Source organism: Peribacillus sp. V2I11, assembly GCF_030817135.1.
Lineage (GTDB): Bacteria > Bacillota > Bacilli > Bacillales > DSM-1321 > Peribacillus > Peribacillus simplex.
The window spans coordinates 5,114,379-5,134,306 of sequence record NZ_JAUSYW010000001.1; the positions used below are offsets into that span (position 1 = coordinate 5,114,379).

At 38.6% G+C, this 19,928-nt stretch carries 15 protein-coding genes and 1 pseudogene; 13 read left to right on the top strand and 3 right to left on the bottom strand.

The features are described from left to right. Positions 1–54: 54 nt before the first annotated feature. The 4 genes from QFZ73_RS24940 to cobA all read left to right on the top strand — a co-directional run bounded on the left by QFZ73_RS24940 (position 55) and on the right by cobA (position 6,738). Complete coding sequence (locus QFZ73_RS24940) at positions 55–1,260, top strand: nitrate/nitrite transporter (protein ID WP_307271975.1); 1,206 nt, start codon at positions 55–57, stop codon at positions 1,258–1,260. Positions 1,261–1,315: 55 nt separating this feature from the next. Next, positions 1,316–3,637 (top strand): nitrite reductase large subunit NirB, encoded by a 2,322-nt coding sequence (gene nirB, locus QFZ73_RS24945; protein ID WP_307271979.1) that lies wholly within the window; start codon positions 1,316–1,318, stop codon positions 3,635–3,637. Between the two features lie 113 nt (positions 3,638–3,750). After that, on the top strand, positions 3,751–5,901 hold the full coding sequence (gene nasC / locus QFZ73_RS24950) for an assimilatory nitrate reductase catalytic subunit NasC (RefSeq protein ID WP_307271983.1): 2,151 nt from the start codon (positions 3,751–3,753) through the stop codon (positions 5,899–5,901). Positions 5,902–5,967: 66 nt separating this feature from the next. Then, positions 5,968–6,738 carry a uroporphyrinogen-III C-methyltransferase gene (gene cobA, locus QFZ73_RS24955; RefSeq protein WP_373458970.1) on the top strand — a complete coding sequence of 257 codons (771 nt, stop codon included), beginning with the start codon at positions 5,968–5,970 and terminating at the stop codon, positions 6,736–6,738. 200 nt (positions 6,739–6,938) lie between these two features. On the opposite strand, the gene QFZ73_RS24960 is transcribed toward cobA, so the two are convergent. Then, entirely contained in the window at positions 6,939–7,265 is a 327-nt protein-coding gene (locus tag QFZ73_RS24960) for a MerR family transcriptional regulator (protein ID WP_251434859.1), read from the bottom strand. A gap of 204 nt (positions 7,266–7,469) precedes the next feature. On the opposite strand from QFZ73_RS24960, the gene nirB (QFZ73_RS24965) reads away from it, so the two are divergent. From nirB (QFZ73_RS24965) to QFZ73_RS24980, 4 genes are all read left to right on the top strand, one after another. Then, positions 7,470–9,887 carry a nitrite reductase large subunit NirB gene (gene nirB / locus QFZ73_RS24965; protein WP_307271989.1) on the top strand — a complete coding sequence of 806 codons (2,418 nt, stop codon included), beginning with the start codon at positions 7,470–7,472 and terminating at the stop codon, positions 9,885–9,887. 17 nt (positions 9,888–9,904) lie between these two features. Continuing rightward, positions 9,905–10,222 carry a nitrite reductase small subunit NirD gene (gene nirD / locus QFZ73_RS24970; RefSeq protein ID WP_144476429.1) on the top strand — a complete coding sequence of 106 codons (318 nt, stop codon included), beginning with the start codon at positions 9,905–9,907 and terminating at the stop codon, positions 10,220–10,222. Positions 10,223–10,439: 217 nt separating this feature from the next. Beyond that, the gene (locus QFZ73_RS24975) at positions 10,440–12,059 is read left to right on the top strand and encodes a family 14 glycosylhydrolase (RefSeq protein ID WP_307271998.1); all 1,620 of its coding nucleotides are present in this window, start codon (positions 10,440–10,442) and stop codon (positions 12,057–12,059) included. A 247-nt stretch (positions 12,060–12,306) separates the two neighbouring features. After that, positions 12,307–12,732, top strand: a complete 426-nt coding sequence (locus tag QFZ73_RS24980; RefSeq protein WP_251434799.1) for an OsmC family protein — start codon at positions 12,307–12,309, stop codon at positions 12,730–12,732. 190 nt (positions 12,733–12,922) lie between these two features. Here the strand turns inward: QFZ73_RS24980 and QFZ73_RS24985 are convergent, their stop codons facing one another. Then, a complete protein-coding gene (locus QFZ73_RS24985) occupies positions 12,923–14,281 on the bottom strand; it encodes an IS1182 family transposase (protein ID WP_307262410.1) in 1,359 nt (452 codons plus the stop codon). A 568-nt stretch (positions 14,282–14,849) separates the two neighbouring features. Here QFZ73_RS24985 and QFZ73_RS24990 point away from each other — a divergent pair. Next, entirely contained in the window at positions 14,850–15,170 is a 321-nt protein-coding gene (locus tag QFZ73_RS24990) for a hypothetical protein (RefSeq protein ID WP_251434797.1), read from the top strand. A 325-nt stretch (positions 15,171–15,495) separates the two neighbouring features. Continuing rightward, positions 15,496–15,957, top strand: a complete 462-nt coding sequence (locus QFZ73_RS24995; protein ID WP_307272005.1) for a hypothetical protein — start codon at positions 15,496–15,498, stop codon at positions 15,955–15,957. Between the two features lie 994 nt (positions 15,958–16,951). On the opposite strand, the gene QFZ73_RS25005 is transcribed toward QFZ73_RS24995, so the two are convergent. After that, positions 16,952–17,668: a DUF4386 domain-containing protein gene (locus tag QFZ73_RS25005; protein WP_307272007.1), complete on the bottom strand. Its 717-nt coding sequence runs from the start codon at positions 17,666–17,668 to the stop codon at positions 16,952–16,954. A 727-nt stretch (positions 17,669–18,395) separates the two neighbouring features. On the opposite strand from QFZ73_RS25005, the pseudogene QFZ73_RS25010 reads away from it, so the two are divergent. From QFZ73_RS25010 to QFZ73_RS25020, 3 genes and pseudogenes are all read left to right on the top strand, one after another. Then, positions 18,396–18,635, top strand: a pseudogene (locus QFZ73_RS25010) (ArsR/SmtB family transcription factor); the annotation flags it as partial. 93 nt (positions 18,636–18,728) lie between these two features. Further along, complete coding sequence (locus QFZ73_RS25015; protein ID WP_251434856.1) at positions 18,729–19,121, top strand: SRPBCC family protein; 393 nt, start codon at positions 18,729–18,731, stop codon at positions 19,119–19,121. Between the two features lie 81 nt (positions 19,122–19,202). Next, a complete protein-coding gene (locus QFZ73_RS25020; RefSeq protein WP_307272010.1) occupies positions 19,203–19,793 on the top strand; it encodes a YdeI/OmpD-associated family protein in 591 nt (196 codons plus the stop codon). Positions 19,794–19,928 lie beyond the last annotated feature (135 nt).

Genomic DNA, 19,928 nt, shown 5'->3' on the forward strand with positions numbered 1-19,928 from the left:
TATAAGAGTAAAATAAACGAATATTCAATTAATAAAGTATAGGAGAGATGAAAAATGAAAATATCTGAATTGAAAAAAAGCGGTCATGCTCCGTCATTATTAGCTTCATTCCTTTATTTTGATATCAGTTTTATGATTTGGGTATTATTAGGTGCACTCGGTGTCTATATTACAAAGGATTTCGGACTTTCCCCAGCTGAAAAAGGGTTGATTGTAGCTATACCGATTTTGGGAGGCTCATTTTTTCGAATCGTTCTTGGTTTTTTGACTGATCGCATCGGCCCGCGGAAAACAGCGATCGGGGGAATGCTTGTTACGATGATTCCGCTTTTTTGGGGATGGTTATTCGGAGAAAGTTTAGCCGAGCTTTATTTAATTGGGATTTTGCTCGGAGTGGCAGGTGCAAGTTTTGCTGCGGCACTTCCTATGGCTAGTCGCTGGTATCCCCCGCATTTGCAGGGTCTTGCGATGGGCATTGCGGGAGCAGGTAACAGCGGAACTCTATTTGCGACATTGTTTGGACCGCGTATTGCAGAGTCTCTTGGCTGGCATAATGTTATGGGATTAGCTTTGATTCCATTAACCATCGTGTTTGTCATTTATATTTTAATCGCAAAAGACGCACCATCTCAACCGCCCGCAAAACCACTCAAGGAATATTTCAACGTATTTAAAATAAAGGACACTTGGTATTTCTGTATTCTTTACAGTGTGACTTTTGGGGGCTTTGTCGGGTTTACTAGCTTTTTAAGCATCTTTTTTGTTGATGAGTATGGGTTATCACGAATAAGGGCAGGGGAATTTGTTACATTATGTGTCATCGCCGGAAGTTTCTTTCGTCCCGTCGGAGGGTTTCTTGCCGATAAAATAGGTGGAGTTAAACTGCTAATGTTTTTATTTTTTGGACTCACATTATGTATGTTTGGGATTAGTTTTCTTTATTCTCTTACTGTCGTTACGATCCTGCTGTTCATCGGAATGCTATTTCTCGGTATGGGCAACGGGGCTGTCTTTCAGTTAGTTCCACAGCGATTTTCTAAAGAAATTGGTTTTATCACAGGGATTGTAGGAGCTGCCGGAGGTGTTGGCGGATTCTTGGTTCCAAACATACTAGGAACGTTGAAACAGATTACTGGGACATATGCTACTGGATTTTTAGTATTTTCCGCAGTTGGAATCATGGCGTTGCTTATCCTGGGCCTAGCTCAGCTTTCATGGAGAAAAACGTGGGTACTCGGAAAGAATTCAGTTAAGATCTAGAACTTTGTTTACTAGTGATATTGGTTTGTGACAGTACTTGTTTCGGGGGGATAAAATGTATAAACAAAAACTGGTCTTAGTAGGGAACGGAATGGCGGGATTACGCTGTGTTGAGTCAATTATAAGTAAGGATCCGACTGCCTTTGAGATTACTATTTTCGGAAGTGAGCCACACGTTAACTATAACCGAATCTTATTGTCGACTGTGCTTCAAGGCAGCACTTCGTTTGATGATATTGCGATAAATGATCGAAACTGGTATACGAAGAATGATATCCAATTGTTTACAGGGGAAACGGTTGTAAAAATCGATAAAGAGACTCGGAAGATAAAAACAGACAAAGAACGGGAAGTTTACTACGATAAGCTGATAATTGCAACAGGTTCTATCCCGTTTATTCTTCCTGTTACCGGTGTTGATAAAGAAGGAGTTATTGCATTTCGAACGATTGAAGATTGCCAAAAGATGATTGAAATTTCACGCAAGCATAAAAAAGCAGTCGTGATTGGAGGCGGTTTATTAGGTTTAGAAGCAGCGAGAGGGCTGTTAAACCTCGGTATGGAAGTGAATGTCGTTCATATTGCTGACCATTTAATGGAAAGGCAGCTTGATTCAACGGCATCACTTTTGCTGCAAAAAGAGTTGGAAAACCAGGGAATGAACTTTCTTTTAAAAAAGGAAACACAGGAGATAATCGGTAACGAGCGTGTAGAGCGAGTCCGTTTTAAAGATGGAACGGAGCTGGAAACAGATTTAGTAGTTATGGCTGCGGGAGTCAGACCGAATATTCAGTTGGCCAAAGAAAGCGGAATTGTTATGAATCGTGCCATTATTGTAAACGACTATTTAGAAACCAGCATCCCAAATATTTATGCCGTTGGTGAATGTGCTGAACATCAAGGGATTGTTTATGGACTGGTGAAACCCCTCTATGAACAGGGTGAAGTGCTGGCAAAGCATATTTGTGGGATGAAATGTAACGGATACCAAGGATCGGTCCTTTCGACCCAGTTGAAAATATCAGGAGTTGAGTTATTCTCTGTTGGTGATTTCCTTGGAGATGAAACAACGAAATCAATCACAACTTTTGATGAATTAGATGGTGTATATAAAAAGGTGGTCTTTCAAGGAAGAAAAATCATAGGTGCGGTTCTGTATGGAGATACAAAGGTCAGTTCACGATTACTCGATATGATTATAAAGAGACAAGAAGTATCGTCAGAGGAAAAGCGTTCACTGTTCCACTCACCAAGTGCGGCTGAGGGATTAATCGCTTCCATGGCAAATCATGAAATCATTTGCAATTGTAATGCTGTTTCAAAAGGGGCAATCATTGAAGCGGTTCAAAATAAGGGATTAACAACTGTGGAACAAGTTAAACAATGCACAAAGGCTTCCGGTTCTTGCGGTGGATGTAAGCCGGCAGTGACCGAGCTTATGGCATATATTCAAAGTAATCATTCTGATCAGGCTAAGAAACAAAAGGCATTGTGTTCATGTACGACATTAACGGAAGATGAAGTCGTGTATAAAATGCAGCTCCAGGACTTAACATCTGTTCAAGAAGCGATGGATGTTCTTGAATGGGGAAATAGCGGCGGTTGTTCAACATGCCGGCCAGCCCTTAGCTATTATTTAGGGATGATTCATCCAGAGTACGAGATCAGACAGCAAACTCTTTTCATAAACGAAAAAAAGAATGCAACAGTTCAAAGTGATAACCGATACTCTGTTATCCCGCAAATGTACGGCGGGATGACGAATGCGAAAGACTTGCGGAAAATTGCATATGTTGCTGATAAATATGATATATCTCAGGTGGCGGTAACAAGTGAACAAAGGATTCATTTAATGGGTGTAAAAAAAGAAGATCTCCCAGATGTGTGGGCAGATTTAGACATGCCGTTAAGTTCGAAATATGGTAACGCCGTTCAAAACGTCAAAACATGTATCGGTGAACATGTTTGCTCTTGTGATAAACAGCAATCCCTTTTACTTGCTGTTGATTTGGAAAAAAGATTGGAGCATGTATCATCACCTTACCGTATAAAGATGGGCATATCTGCTTGTATGCATAACGGTGCAGGATCAACAACGAAAGATATAGGTGTTATGGGCATTGACAGGGGCTGGGAAATATATGTGGGCGGAAGCAGCGGGCGTAATGTACGTGCCGGTGAGCTGTTATGTATAGCCGGGACAAATGAAGAGGCAATTGAAATCATCATCGGTTTTATTCAATATTATCGAGAAACAGCTAATTATTTAGAACGGACTTGGCAATGGATTGAACGAGTGGGTTTAATTCATGTTAGAGAAGTATTGTTTGATAATGAACTTAGTCAGCAACTATCTCAACGATTGGAAATGGCGTAAGTCAGAAAATGAACTAAGTGGAAAATACCTTTTGATGAACGACTTAGATAAACGGATAAATGTTTATATCATGAAAAAATCCAAAGAAATCCATGAGTAAAGGGTGAGGAGCCTTGACTGAATTATTATTAAAGTATTTCCGCACGAAGCAACAGGAGGTTCAATCAGAAAAACGATATGATACACAATGTCCATTTTGCAGCATGCAATGTAAGATGCAACTGTTGGAACAAACAATAGTAACAAGAAAAAAGTATTTGACGATCGGAAAAGATAATCCAACCTCAGAGGGTCGCTTATGCATTAAAGGAATGAATGCACACCAACATGCCTTGCATAAGGACCGAATTAAATATCCATTATTTAAAAAAAATGGTGAATTTATTCGCATATCTTGGGAGGAAGCATTAAATCACATTAAGGAGAATTTCACTAAGATTCAAGAGGAAGATGGTGTAAATGCATTATCTGTTTATGGGAGTGCATCCATTTCAAATGAAGAAGCATATTTGCTTGGGAAATTTGCAAGAGTAGCTTTAAAAACAAAGTATATAGATTATAATGGCCGTTTGTGCATGTCCGCAGCAGCTTCTGCGGCAAGCCAAACATTTGGTATGGACAGGGGCCTAACCAACAGCCTATCAGAAGTTCCGTTCACAAAGTGCATTATCTTGGCGGGCACGAATATTGCGGAATGCCAGCCGACAATCATGCCGTACTTTGAGAAAGCGAAACAAAATGGGGCATTTATTATTGCTGTAGATCCACGAGAAACAGCAACAACGAAAATGGCCGATTTACATCTAAAAGTAAAACCAGGGATGGATGCCGCCTTGGCAAACGGATTATTGAAAGTGATCATTGAAGAGGGTTTTACTGATGAAGCATTTATCCGGGAACGTGCAAATGGCTACAACGAAGTTAAAGAGTATGTTACATCTTTAAAGTTGGAAGAAATTGCAGAAATGACAGGGGTTCCTAGCGACCAAATTCAAAAAGCGGCTGCAATGTTCGGGAAAGAAGAATCAGGAATGATTTTTACAGCAAGGGGCGTTGAGCAGCAAACAGATGGTTCGGCTGCCGTCCGTAATTTTCTTAATATTCTTATTGTTACAGGGAAAATCGGAAAAGTGAATTCGGGCTATGGTGCTATTACTGGACAGGGGAATGGGCAGGGAGCAAGAGAGCATGGCCAAAAGGCAGACCAGCTGCCGGGGTATCGTATGATTGAAAATGAGGAACACAGATTACATATTGCTAGAATATGGGGAATCGATGAGGTTGATTTGCCACGTAAAGGTGTCTCAGCATACGAAATGATAGAGAAGATAAATGAAGGTGAAATTACCGGCATGTTTTTAATGTGTTCCAATCCAATTGTTTCAAATCCCAATGCTAACTTTGTCAAAAAGGCTTTGAAAAAATTAAAGTTTCTTGTCGCAGTAGATATGTTCGTTTCTGAAACTGCCAGATTGGCTGATTTAATTTTACCTACTTCGTCTTATTTAGAGGATGAAGGAACGATGACAAATTTAGAAGGACGGGTAACGTTGCGGGAAGCAAGTTTTTCATCACCTGGGGAAGTGAAGCATGATTGGCAAATCATTTGTGATATAGCAAAAGCTCTTGGAAAAGGGGAGCATTTTCCCTTTCAATCTGCAAATGAAATTTTTGAAGAATTAAGAGTGGCAAGTCGCGGGGGAACCGCTGATTATTATGGTATAACGTATGATCGATTAAGAAAAGAAGGAGGCATTTTGTGGCCATGCCCATCCATTGGCCATAAAGGGACAAAAAGATTATTCGAAACGTCTTTTGCCCACCCGGATGGAAAGGCTGCCATGGTTGTGGTTAATAATGTACCTCTTGTTCCAAAAGAACAGCCATGTACGGATTTTCCGCTTTATTTAACAACAGGAAGAATCATGTCACATTATTTAACAGGAGTACAAACGAGAAAAAGCCCATCATTAGCTGCAAGAAATTTTGAATCATTTATGGAAATCCATCCGGAAACTGCCAAGAAATATCATATTCCAGACAATACTTTGGTGAAAATCGAATCAAGGAGGGGAAGTATTGTTGTAAGAAGCAAATGGTCAGCAACCATTCGCCATGATACTATATTCGTTCCTTTTCATTGGGCAGACTCACAAAATGTCAATCACCTCGTTTCACAGGATTTAGACCCGACATGCAAAATGCCTGGCTTTAAAGTCAGTGCTGTAAAAGTACATCCTATAGTAGAGTTAACTTCTAATTAAAGGGAGGTTTTCCTCCCGTTCATCATAATTTTTTTAGGTTCAATCATAATCGAAAGGGGAAAAATGATGGAAAAAGGTAAGGTCTATATTGTTGGTGCTGGACCTGGTGATCCGGACTTAATTACTGTCAAGGCAACCAAATGCATCGCAGAAGCGGATGTCATCTTGTATGATCGATTGGTAAATCGTGAATTGCTTTTATTCGGTAAACCTGAAGCTGAATACATTTATTGTGGTAAAGCGCCTGGTAAGCATTGTGTCTCTCAAGAGGGCATTCATCAATTGTTAATTAGTAAGTCAATAGAAGGAAAAACGATCGTCCGTCTTAAAGGGGGAGATCCTTTCATCTTTGGACGAGGCGGTGAGGAAGCGGAAGTGCTAGTAAAGCACGGAATTCAATTTGAAATAGTTCCTGGAATCACATCTGGAATCGCTGCGCCAGCTTATGCAGGAATTCCCGTGACTCACAGGGAATGGGGGAGTTCCTTCGCAATTGTCACAGGACACTGCGTGACCGGCAAACCTGATAACATCAACTGGCATCATTTGACACATGGTGTTGACACCATTGCTATTTATATGGGTATTAAAAACCTTCCTTATATCTGTAAACAATTACGCTCTTGCGGAAAGAAGCCTGAAACTGCTATTGCTGTCATAGAACAAGGAACGACAGGTTTTCAACGAACTTTTACAGGAACAATCGATTCAATAGTGGCGATCGTTACAAGAGAACAGGTTTCCAATCCCGCCATGATTGTAATAGGAGAAGTGGTGAAGTTATCCGAGAAATTATCATGGTTTTCAGAGAAGACAAAAGATAAGGAGTTCGCGTAGAAGAGGAATGATTAGTAAGAAAACTTTTACTGTAATGAGAATGGAAAACTGGACATGAAAGTCATCATGTCCAGTGTAATAAGGTTATCAGCTATTTTATAAATGCAAGGTGAAATTGTGATCTGGTTAATCGAAGTCTGAAATACGGACAGTTATAGTACTTATTGAATCGGCTAATTATTCCAGTTGCTTAGCGAAAATCAATTACGTAAGCCAAAATGTGCATTTAATTGGCCCTGCAGCATTTTTTTTCGCATTTTTTCCTGTTCAATTTTTTTGTTCTCTTTTAATTTTTCCTGTCTAATTTCATTGGTTTGCACTCCATCCTCTATTTTATCGGCAATTTCCACTAATGCCTTGACGTCGGAAAAAGAGTATTTACGGTTACCACCCTTAGATCTTTCGGGGAAAACGAGTTTTCTTTCTTCATAATACCGAATTTGTCTATCGGATAGTCCGGTTAATTCTCTGACCACTCCTATGGAAATTACTTTTCTGTCTATATAAGATTCTTTTTGCTGGACGATGAAAATCACCTCATTTTTGATTTATGCTTGATCAATAAAGATATTATATCCTAATTTTCTGAATATTTGTAATGAAAACTAACATTAATTATTAATTTTCAAAAAATATGTGAGATTTTATAACACAGTTGTTGTTATAAAAAGTGACCTCACCTATAATCATACATATAATCCTTTCAAAAAAATCTTAGTGGAGGACAAAACATGGCTAAGCAAAAATTGGTACTCATTGGGAATGGTATGGCTGGAGTAAGATGTATAGAAGAAGTTTTGAAAATTCAACCAGAAAGGTTTGAGGTGACTGTCATCGGAAGTGAGCCACATCCGAATTATGATCGAATCCAACTATCGAATGTATTGCAAGGGGCTACGACGATAGATGATATTACAATAAATGATTGGAACTGGTACAAAGAGAACAATATTACACTTTTTTCAGGCGAAACGGTCACAAACATCGACACCATAAAGAAAATCATATATTCAGACGCCAATCGTGAAGTTGAATATGATCAATTAATTTTAGCTACCGGATCAATCCCTTTCATACTACCGATAAAGGGGGCTGATAAAAAAGGAGTGACAGCCTTTCGAAATATTGAAGATTGTGAAAAAATGATTGAATATTCGAAAAATAACAAAAAGGCTGCAGTCATTGGTGGAGGATTACTGGGTCTTGAAGCAGCCAGGGGTCTTTTGAATCTAGGTATGCAGGTAGATGTTATTCACCTTTCGGAGTATTTGATGGAAAGGCAGTTAGATCCAACAGCAGGAAAAATGCTGCAAAGGGAACTTGAAAGCCAGGGAATGAATTTTCATCTTGGGAAACAGACCCAAGAGGTTTTAGGTGAAATTGATGTCAATGGATTACGTTTTAGTGATGGCGAGGAAATCAACGCCGATTTAGTGGTCATGGCAGTTGGGATTAAACCAAATGTTCAAATGGCCCAAAATTGCGGCATCCCTGTCAATCGAGGAATTATCGTGGACGATTATATGGAGACAAGAATACCGAATATTTATGCGGTAGGTGAATGTGCGGAACACCGTGAGATGGTGTATGGTTTGGTCGCCCCCCTATATGAACAGGGCAAAGTATTAGCCAAAAGGATTTGCGGGCTTGAAGGCAAATCATACGAGGGTTCAGTGCTGTCTACTAAGTTAAAAGTATCTGGTGTTGATGTATTTTCGGCTGGAGAAATCTTCGAGGATGAAAAAGCCAAATCAATCAAGGAATTTAATGAATGGAATGGTACTTACAAAAAAGTAATGATTCGAAATGGGAAAATTTCTGGTGCGGTATTATTCGGGGATACAAAGGAAAGCAATACCCTCTTGAGCATGATCAATAAAAATGCCGACGTTTCAGAATATCTAAAAGTTGGAACGAGTGGAGAACCCAGTGTTAGTCTTGCCACTTCGATGTCACATGAAGAAATCATCTGTGGTTGTAATGGTGTAACCAAGGGCGATATTGTGACGGCTATCGAATCTAAAGGTTTAACAAGCATTGAGGAAGTAAAAGGCTGCACAAATGCTTCGAGATCATGCGGGGGATGTAAGCCGTTGGTCGCTGATATTCTCGAGATGACATTGGGCGCTGAATTCACTGAATTAAACCAAAAGGAATCCATATGCACGTGCACCACTTTATCCAGAGATGAGGTTGTAGCTGAAATACGCGAAAAAAATCTGACCCATACACGGGAAGTCATGAATGTTCTCGGCTGGAATACAAGTGACGGATGCTCGAAGTGTAAACCGGCACTGAACTATTACTTAGGCATGATCTATCCTGTTGAATATGAAGATGAAAAGGAATCCCGCTATGTCAATGAAAGGTTACATGCAAATATTCAAAAGGATGGCACATTTTCTGTTGTGCCAAGAATGTATGGGGGCGTCACTAATCCTGATCAATTACGGAAAATAGCAAATGTTGCCGATAAGTATAATGTTAAGTTACTTAAGGTTACAGGCGGTCAAAGAATAGATTTGTTCGGCGTTGAAAAAGAAGACCTTCCAAAAGTATGGGCTGACCTTGATATGCCTTCTGGATATGCTTATGGAAAAACCCTTCGAACTGTGAAAACATGCGTCGGTGAAAACTTTTGCCGCTTTGGCACTCAAGATTCAATTGGGCTGGGCATTGCCCTGGAGAAGAAATTTGAACGTGTAGGCACACCGCATAAGGTTAAGATGGCCGTGTCGGCATGTCCTCGTAATTGTGCTGAATCCGGGATCAAAGATCTTGGTGTTGTCGGTGTTGACGGTGCATGGGAAATATATATCGGCGGCAACGGCGGAACCCATTTAAAAGCTGCTGAATTATTATGCAAAGTGAAAACAAGTGATGAAGTAATTGAAATTACAGGCGCTTACATCCAACATTATCGAGAAACTGCCAATTATTTAGAAAGAACGTCTGTCTGGGTTGAGCGTGTAGGGTTCGATACCATTAAGGCGATTATTGGTGATAAGCAAAAAAGGATTGATCTTAATCAACGATTAGATGAGGCCTTATCCGTATTGCAAGAACCATGGAAAGAAATCATTGAGAGTAATGCAATCCAGACCGGTTTATTTCAAAAAGTGAAAATTCCAGCAATATCAAATAAATGAATAGGGAGGAAGCCTAAATGGGGAAAACTCTACAAAAGATAAAGGTTTCAACAGTAAATGAGATGCCAAAAAACCTGGGTAAAACAGTTACTATAGGCTCTTATGAAATTGCTCTTTTTCATTTAGCAAATGGGGAATTCAGGGCTATTGAAAATCGTTGCCCACATAAAGGTGGAGTTCTGGTGGAAGGCATTGTGAGTGGTGATCACGTCTTTTGCCCGATGCATGACTGGAAAATCAGTGTCAAGAATGGAGAAGTCCAAAAACCTGATAATGGTTGCGTAAAGACATTCAATGTTGAAATAGAAGATGGTAATGTTTATATCGTTTTATAAAAATGCAGATAACCCGCTGCTCTGGATAGTCTCTAATAGGACTATCCATTTTTTCTTTGCGTAGCTATGAACTAAATTCCTCCGACGAATTAAATTGATAAATATTACCAAAACAAATATAATTTCTAGTAAAGGAATGACTTTATTAAACGAAATGAATGTAAACGATTTCAATTAGAATTTTTTATAAATGAATAGGGGAAAGGTTGGCGTTTTTATGAACAAATTATCTGTTGGCGTTTTTACATTTATGCTGTATTTTGTTCCTTTATCAAGTACTTCTCCTGGATTAGCAGAAGTAAAACCAGATTACAAACTTTATGTGATGGCCCCATTGGGTGAAATAACAGATTGGGAGGTATTTGAAGCAGAGCTGACCCAGTTAAAGGAAAATGGAGTATATGCAATTACGACAGATATCTGGTGGGGATTAGTCGAGAGTAAAAAAGATAATCAGTTTGATTGGTCCTATTATAAAAAATATGGGGAAACAGTGAAAGCTTCCGGTTTAAAATGGGTGCCCATTTTGTCTACACATCAATGCGGAGGTAATGTGGGGGATGATTGTAACTATCCCATCCCGAGTTGGCTCTGGAATAAAGATACTACGGAAAACATGGCATTCAAGAGTGAAAGTGGTTTCTGGAATAAGGAAGTACTTGCTCCTTGGTGGGAAGGTACAGCCGAACAGTACAACGAATTGTATAAATCCTTTGCAGAGAACTTTGCTGATAAGAAGGATCTAATAGCTAAAATATATCTAAGTGCAGGACCAGCTGGGGAACTAAGATACCCCTCCTATCAAAATGCTGATGGCTGGGAATATCCTGAAAGGGGACAGCTTCAAGTTTATACAGAAGGAGCAAAACGGGATTTCAGGCTTGCCGTGAGAGAAAAATATTCAACGATAAAAAAATTAAATGCTGCTTGGGGCAAAACGTATAAAAACTGGAATGAGATTCAGCCGCCAGGAAACGGGGATGAATTTTTCACCAGGGGTGGAGCAATCGATACACAATATGGATACGACTTCATGCAGTGGTATCAAGGAGCACTCGAAAAGCATCTTGCAAAAATCTCTAAATTTGCCCATAAACATTTTGATAAAGTCTTTGGCGTACCAATTGGAGCTAAAATCTCAGGAGTCCATTGGAAAATGAATGATCCAGTACTGCCGCATTCAGCAGAGTATAGCGCCGGGTACTATAACTACTCCCAATTATTGAATCAATTCAAGAAATCAAATATGGCCCTCACGTTCACATGTTTGGAAATGGGAGATCAAGACGCACATACTGCACCATCCTATAGCGCACCTAAAACGTTGGTAACCCATATTGCCTCTTTAGCTAATGAAAAAGGAATTTCCTTAAACGGGGAAAACGCACTCCCGCTGATCAACAATGAAGGGGGCTTTGACAATATAGCAGAAATGGTTTTTAACCATGGTTTTGAGGGATTTACCTTGCTAAGGATGTCCTATTTATTCGACGATGAAGGAAATCCAACAAACGAGTTCAGGATGATGGCTGATAAATTGGAAGGAAAGTCGATTCCAGTTACATTTACAGTTGAAAATGTACCTGCCACACAGGGAGTTTACTTAATTGGGGATAGAGGAGAAATCGGCAGATGGAATCCTGAAGATTACGAATATAAACTCACTCAAAGCACTGAAGGCAGTTGGAGTGGAACATTCCGTTTAGCTGCAGATCGATTCTATGAATTCAAGTTCGTCATGAAAGATGTAAATGGCAATATCACTTGGCAAGAAGGGGAAAATAATAGTTATAAAACTCCTTTGACTGGAGAAGGAAACTATAAAACTTCATGGTAAATGGATATATAGGCCATGAGATAAAAATCAGTACGACTAACTAAGTAGGGCTTTTGGAAATAATATAAGGTATTGAAAGTGCATCACAAGTTAGGGTCTTATAATACAATCCTGAAGCCAAGTACTCTGTATATTTGCGTACTGTCCCCGATATTGAGGGAGTATTATTTTAAGACTTAAATGATCTGTACTTACATTAAATAGACATGTGGACTATTTTTAGAACAACAAGAAAGGGAGGAATTGAATGAAGACAATGATTACATGGACAGGGGAAATGGCCTTTTCTGGCACAACTCCGTCGGGACATGAAATAAAGATGGATGCTGCCGAAGAAGTAGGAGGAAAAAATAGTGGAGCAAGACCCACTGAGTTACTTTTGCATTCTCTTGCCGGATGCACAGGTATTGATATTGTAATGATTTTAAAAAAAATGCGATTTGAAACAAAGGCCTTCCAAATAGAGATAGAAGGGGCACGATCAGAAAATCACCCTAAGCGGTTTACCGATTTTCATATCCACTATTTATTGGAGGGTGATCTTCCTGAAGATAAAGTGGTCCGTGCGATACAATTATCCAAAAATACGTACTGTTCAGTATATCATTCATTAAATGCCAACATTAAAATCAGCTATTCGATAAATGGTGTTAAAGGAAACCAGGGATTATAACGTTTAATTTAAGGGTTTATCAGCCATTTTTTATACATCCATATATGAAAAACAGCCTTCATTTGTTAACGAAGGCTGTTCAGTTTGTAGACAAAAGGGGTTCGGAATTAAAAAATTCTGAACCCCTTTTGAAATTCCCTTTGAATTTTCGCCTAAAGTTAAGAGATTGGGGCTCTACGAGCCCACTATGTTAGGCCATTTTTGGACCTCGCCATGTCCAATTGGCCATCTTCTTTAAATTAATGGCAGCGAAAGTAAGCATCGCCTGCATCGACAATTTTTTAAGTCCCCTTAAAGTAGTCCAACGCATACCATGCTTTTCTTTTGCATCTGCGAATACACGCTCAATCGTTTCTTTACGTTTTGCATATATAGGTTTTACATCTTGATGATGACGCAGATGATCTGCTTCTTCCACATGTGTTTGCCAGATATGCCGTGTCACCACTTTTTGACAGTCTTTGCTTTCTGTACACCGAGATAAAAATGAGCATGTTGTACAAATTTGTTTTGGCGATTTGTACTCGCGATAGCCCTCTTTATTTGTTGTTGAGTACTTTAAAGTTTCGCCCGAAGGGCAAAGGTAACAATCAAAATGTTCATCGTATACATAGTCCTGTTTGCGGAAAAATCCTTCTTTGGTGCGAGGACGTGTATAAGGTAAAGCCGGTATGATTTCTTTGTTAAATAGGTAGCTTGTAATCGCTGGTGTTTTATAAGCTGCATCTGCGGCAACGGCTTCCGGTTTTCCAACTTTCTCAATCACTTGTTCAACTAGTGGCTCTAAGATCTGACTGTCATGTGTATTTCCAGGTGTTACAATCGTTCCCAATACAAAACCGTTGCGGTCTGCGGCCGCGTGGAATGAATAGGCAAACTGTTTTGTTCGTTCATCTTTCACATAGTAGCCACTCTCAGAATCCGTTGTACTTTCTTTAATCTCTTTGGTCTCTTCTTTATCAAATTTATCTGGTGGAAAAGGCTTTTTTCCATGGTTTTCACGATCTTGATTGATTTCTTCTTGAAGACGTCCTTGATACGCTCGTGTTTCTTTACGAACGATTTTCTTTTCAAATTTCCGTTTATTCGCACTGGCTTTCACATGTGTGGAATCCACGAAAACGTGTTCAGCACTTATTAACTTTTTATTAGCAGCTGTCATTAAAATGCGATAGAAAATCTGTTCAAATAGGTCTGTATCTTTAAAGCGTCGCTCATAATTTTTCCCGAACGTAGAGAAATGAGGTACTTTATCATGGAAACCATAGCCTAAGAACCAACGGTAAGCCATATTGGTTTCAACTTCTTCAATCGTTTTACGCATGGAACGAATACCGAAGGTATATTGAATGAAAGTCAGTTTAACTAAAATAACTGGATCAATACTTGGGCGTCCTACCTCTGAATACATATCTTTCACCAAGTCATAAATGAAAGTGAAGTCAATGGCAGCCTCCATTTTACGAACCAAATGGTTCGGTGGCACCAGTTGATCTAAAGTAATCATTTCAAGTTGATCTCGCTGAATAGAATCATGTTTAGAAAGCATCCTCATCACCTCAAGTTTTAATACTTCTATTTTAAAACAAAAATGACTCCAGGCAAAAGTGTTCTATCTAAAAGGTAAGACAAAGTTGATTGGAACGGAAGGTACGAGACTCCTGCGGGAAAAGCGCGTCTAGGGGAGACCCCGCAGGCGAAAGCCGAGGAGGCTCCCCGACCGCCCGCGGAAAGCGAGTGCCTGGAGTGGAAATCAACGTCCAAATTGTACAAGCCATAAAAATAGACAAACTCGATTTTCATCGAGTTTGTCTACAGTCTGAACAGCCTTCATTTGTTAACGAAGGCTGTTTTTTGACTGAAATGAGCATCCATGCTCCAGGATATCATCAATACGTGCAAACCTGAGAAATAATCCCTCTTTATGTTAATCCAAGGCGTTTTCTTTAAAAAAATCAACCTACAAATTCTTTTACGGGTAAAAAAACTCCATTTTCCGGAAGGAAAGGGTTTATTTAGTCAGCAAGTAATCAAATTGTAATCGTTTGTCATTGTAATACCCTTGATGTTAGGAGTTTATCCATATAAACTTTATATACTATTGAGGAGTGGTTAAGTTGAAAGAGATAACAATTGACAAATTAATTTTTAAAGATCATTTATCGATGATTGAACAATATTCATTGAAAGATTTCATGTTTAAGTGGCTAGGCAGCCCAGAAGAAGGATTAGATGATCTTCTTCCGCTTAAATACACAGATCAAGTTTTTGCAAAAATGGAAACGACATTGGATACAAAAATAAAGATCCACGGTGATGAAACCTTCAGATATGTAACCATTACGGAAGATAATCAAATTGTAATAGGGGGCTTAGACTCGAATCAAGAGTTAAAGTTTAGAATTGTTTCCCTTGAAGAGCGTTTGAAAAGCTATTAAAAATTTAAGGCTTAGCATTGTAACTTTTCAGACTGAATCATATTTTAAGTTATAAAAATATAAGGCCGTTCCTTTTTATTTAAGGAATGGCCTTTTTAAGTTTTTTTTACTTTTTTCATCTCGTCAAGAGCAGCGTCAAATACCATTTAAGGTTCTGAAATGTACTCGAAAGTAAAAGAAAACCTTATCTTATGCCAGTTGATCGAGTAATACTTTAAACTCCCGATATTTTTTGGATTAATTTAACAAAATATAAACGATTATTGATTTGTCTTAGTGTATTATAAAGTAATGAAGTTGATTAAAACATTTGGGGGGTATTGAGATGAGCGAGACGTTAGGAAGTTCAATAAAAACGCTTTTGAAAGAAACGTTTGAAGGACCGGGAAATGAAGGGAGCTATTATACTGATTCAAGACCGAATACAGGGATTTTTGGGACACTTGATGGTTTAACCGCAGAAGACGCTTCACGTTCCATAAATGGATCAACCATTGCTGCTCATTCTGACCACATACGGTATTATTTATGGGTGATCCGAACAATGATCAGCGGTGCAGACTTCGAAAAAGATTGGGACGCAAGCTGGACCATCACTACTGTTGATGAGGTGAAATGGGCGGAAATCAGGGAGGGATTACATAAAGAATATGTAACTCTTTTCGCAGAAATCGATACAATCGATTTAGGAAAATGGCTGATAAATGTAAATGCGACCATTGCCCACTCGGCTTATCATCTTGGAGCTTTACGGCAAATGTTAAAAAGCATTGAAATAGAAAAATAATCTAACATAATGAGGGTATGTAAAATGATTGGAAAGTAGGGGCACTCGCTTTTCGCGGGCAGTCCGGGAGCCTCCTCGGCGCTCTTGCGCCTGCGGGGTCTCCCCTGGACGCTCTTTTCCCGCTTAAATAGAAAAACTGCAGGTAACTCGCTTTTCAGTGAGTTTGTCGACCTAATGGAATGGCCCCATCACCAACCCCTTTCATGATTTAATCTAGGGGATTTTTACCAAATTTTTAATGCAAAACTTGATTATCCTTCATGTATTTTACTGTTTTATATGATGAAAAATCTTGGATCTTTTTATTTGTGGGTTTGTAAAATCTGATTGTTGATTTCCATTATCATATACTTGAATGAAGTCTATTAATTTCATACTTACGTCGTCCGAATCTCACTCCGTTATTCTTTGCCACTTCCATTCCTTCAGCCTGTCGTTCCCTATACTTTTTAACGTCCTTGCTCAGCCACGTATGAAAGCAGAGTTAAAAAATGGTCCTCTATTAATTTTCCAAGATCACCCCATAACTCTGGATTTCCTATTATTAAAAAAAAGTTTCTCATTTTCAATTGCCACAATATCTGCGTTCAGATCTCGAGTAATATACTTCCATTCTCGAATGATACCTCATCATCTCTACTCTTTAGGCCGGATAAATTCTTTTTCACTTTGCTTATCAAAAAAATATCGTTGCTCAATTCCAAGATCACGAAATTTTTTAAGCTGCAGTTCTGGATTCTGATCTTTGCTGAAACATGAGCATATCCAATTATCAAAAATAGCAACTAACAATATTGGTTATTTATGTAAAAACATGATTTGTGAAGAAATGTACTTTAACTAATGGGGAAGGATAGTTCCATAAGAGTATGTAAAGATGTAAATAAAGACGTTTAGAAATTCTTCCAAACGTCTTTTATTTAATTAGCTTTAACTTTAAAGGTAAGAAACGATTTTCCTTTAAGTTCAGAAGATGATTAAATGGTGGTTGCCATCAGATTTCGTTCGTTTTCTTGATTGCAGACATGGAAGCGAGCGCAGATCCATTGAACCCTTTAACGATGAGCCATACTGCTAAAATCATTTCATTAGCTGCTACTGGCAGCGCCAAAATAGCACCCCAAACAGAAATTTGTTGAATTACACCGAACATTACTAACAAGGCACAAATAAAAACAAGAGTTGCTCCGGTCATACCCAAGATTGGTATAAACCTGGGTACGAGCTTGGATTTATAAAATATATAACTGTACATCATCGTATTTATACCCAACATGAAAAGGGGGCCAAGCATAAAAGTCCAATCATGTATTGCTTTTAATACTATACCTGAAGTTTGAAAAGAGGCGGTATCCGGGGCTCCTGCTGCTACAAATTCGCGGCTTAAGGTCAACAGGGACAGTACGCTGATTACACCGATAGTAATGACAATCGCTTCAAGAAACCTGAAGAAAACATGCCAAAGAGCTATAGTCTCATTATACCTTCTTAAAATTGGAAACATTGTAGTTGCAGTACCAATCGCTGAAGCGACAAGAATTAATTCCATAAGCGCTCCCAGTATCACCTGGTTGGCATGTTCAGAACCATTAATCAGATAATCCGGACCATTTAGGATTGGCTTGTATAAAATTAGACCTATTATTGCTGTAACTGCTGCAAGTATAAACAGTACCCCTACAATTAATGCGCTCTTTTTGGTAGTATTCATTTGTTCATCTCCCTTTTTTAAGTATAGTGATAAGACTAATAACCCGTTGGGTCCCAAACAAATTTAATACTTCCACTACTTGTTATTTATCATATTACCGAGCTTAATCCAATTATTACTCTAATATAGACAAATAGGCAGCTAATTACAGCACTTCTGTCTTTAACAATAAGTCTTCTTCAACTCCCATGAAAATTAAAAAAGCTCAAAATCCAGAAAAAGACACAACAAAATAGACCCAGTAAAAACGCTTTTTAAAAAAAGGCTGAGCCTTATGAGTAATCTGATTGAGTTTGGTAGATCGTTAAACAAAAACCTCCAATGGGAGGGTTGACCTCCATGAGACATGTGGATATCCTAAAGTGCGATCATAACAGTGCTCAAACCAATTTTTTCCTATAATTGGCTAGTTTAGCATACACTTTTTTCGATAAATCCCTATCCTTGAGGAGTAATGCCGAGCTTACATAGATAACGGTTAATGATATGACTATGAAATCCTAAGAATTCTATAGCAATCGTGAGATTGTGTTTAGTTTATTGAGGGAGTTAGTTGTAAAAGGATTCAATAAGCTTGAAGCTTAATCATTGAACAAATAATTAAGAAGGAACCTATTTACTTGATGATAGGAGAATAAAACAAATACCGTGATGGCAATAATAAAATTGACAGGACACCAATTGGTGTCATATAATAAAGACACCAATTGGTGTCCAATAAAGGAGGGTGATTTTGAACGAGCAAAATCAAGAGCGCGATATTTATGTAGCCATCGCTGATCCAACAAGACGTAAATTGCTACGTTTGTTGGCGGACGTGGAAGAATTGCCACTCAATGAGTTGACCATTCATTTTGCTATGGGTCGTACTGCGGTTTCAAAGCATTTGGCAATCCTTAAAGAGGCTCATCTTGTAATCAGCAAAAAGGTCGGCAGGGAAACACGTTATCGGCTGAATGCTGCCCCGTTAAGGGAAATTGAGGATTGGGTATCGTTTTACAGGAAATTCTGGAGTGAAAGAATATTACTTTTAAACCAAATATTGCAGGAGGAACAAAAAATGAATTTAAAAGTATCACAAGAATTTAATTTTAAGAGCCCGATCGAGAAGGTATGGCTCGCCTTAACGGATGCAAATACTCTTGCGAAGTGGGTAATGGCTAATGATATTAGACCTGTCGTCGGACATAAATTTCAGTTTCGGAATGAACAGTGGAATTTAGTTATCGATTCCGAAGTTCTTGAAGTGGAGGAGCCTTATAAGTTATCTTACACTTGGATAGGTGGTGGGATAAACACTACAGTCACATGGACATTAAAGCACGAGGATGGAACAACCTATTTACATCTTGAACAATCAGGATTCGAAAAAGAAGATCAAGCGTTCAATGGTGCGAAATATGGTTGGGCGAAAATGGGCGAAGAACTTAAAAAAGTGTTAGTGGAAATGTAAGATCAAACCTCTGAACCTGTTTTTTAGTTTTTAGCTAACGTATAAGAAAAGCAAACTGCTCGGAAAGAGGAGTGTTCCGTGATGACAAATAGTATGAATCCTAAGGTTGATGAATTTTTAAGTAAAGCTAAAAAGTGGAAAGAAGAATATGAGACGTTGAGAAATATCGTTCTTGACTGTGAGCTGACCGAAGATTTTAAGTGGATGCATCCTTGTTACACGTTTGAGAAGAAAAACATCGTTTTAATACATGGATTTAAAGAATATTGTGCGCTTCTGTTTCACAAAGGTGCCTTGTTAAAGGATACCCATGGGATTCTAATCCAACAAACGGAGAACGTACAGGGGGCGCGCCAGATTCGGTTCACCAATGTTCAAGAAATAGTTGCAACGGAAACCATCTTAAAAGCCTATATTCATGAAGCCATTGAAGTTGAGAAAGCCGGTTTGGAAGTGAATTATAAAAATAATACAGAATTCATAATCCCTGAAGAACTTCAAAATAAATTTAATGAATTCCCTACTTTGAAAACGGCTTTTGAAGCATTGACACCGGGACGGCAAAGAGCATACATTCTTCATTTTTCTCAACCCAAACAATCCAAAACTCGAGAGTCAAGAATTGAAAAATGTATGCAGAATATTCTCAATGGAAAGGGATTAAAGGATTAGTATACTCGATAAGAAAAAAAGTAATGATCTTCAACAAAACCACCTAATAAAAATAATGTGTTATTCCATTATAGCGTGCTTTTATCGAGTAACAAAAAAACCCAATTTCTCAATTTTAATACTGAGAAATTGGGT

Excerpts from the sequence above, each read along its gene's own strand:
- QFZ73_RS24985 (WP_307262410.1), bottom strand. The coding sequence starts at position 14,281 with ATGCTTTCTAAACATGATTCTATTCAGCGAGATCAACTTGAAATGATT.
- QFZ73_RS25005 (WP_307272007.1), bottom strand. The coding sequence starts at position 17,668 with ATGAATACTACCAAAAAGAGCGCATTAATTGTAGGGGTACTGTTTATA.
- nirB (WP_307271979.1), top strand. The coding sequence starts at position 1,316 with ATGTATAAACAAAAACTGGTCTTAGTAGGGAACGGAATGGCGGGATTA.
- QFZ73_RS24980 (WP_251434799.1), top strand. The coding sequence starts at position 12,307 with ATGAAGACAATGATTACATGGACAGGGGAAATGGCCTTTTCTGGCACA.
- QFZ73_RS24940 (WP_307271975.1), top strand. The coding sequence starts at position 55 with ATGAAAATATCTGAATTGAAAAAAAGCGGTCATGCTCCGTCATTATTA.
- cobA (WP_373458970.1), top strand. The coding sequence starts at position 5,968 with ATGGAAAAAGGTAAGGTCTATATTGTTGGTGCTGGACCTGGTGATCCG.
- QFZ73_RS25020 (WP_307272010.1), top strand. The coding sequence starts at position 19,203 with ATGACAAATAGTATGAATCCTAAGGTTGATGAATTTTTAAGTAAAGCT.
- nirB (WP_307271989.1), top strand. The coding sequence starts at position 7,470 with ATGGCTAAGCAAAAATTGGTACTCATTGGGAATGGTATGGCTGGAGTA.
- QFZ73_RS24995 (WP_307272005.1), top strand. The coding sequence starts at position 15,496 with ATGAGCGAGACGTTAGGAAGTTCAATAAAAACGCTTTTGAAAGAAACG.
- nirD (WP_144476429.1), top strand. The coding sequence starts at position 9,905 with ATGGGGAAAACTCTACAAAAGATAAAGGTTTCAACAGTAAATGAGATG.
- QFZ73_RS25015 (WP_251434856.1), top strand. The coding sequence starts at position 18,729 with ATGAATTTAAAAGTATCACAAGAATTTAATTTTAAGAGCCCGATCGAG.
- QFZ73_RS24975 (WP_307271998.1), top strand. The coding sequence starts at position 10,440 with ATGAACAAATTATCTGTTGGCGTTTTTACATTTATGCTGTATTTTGTT.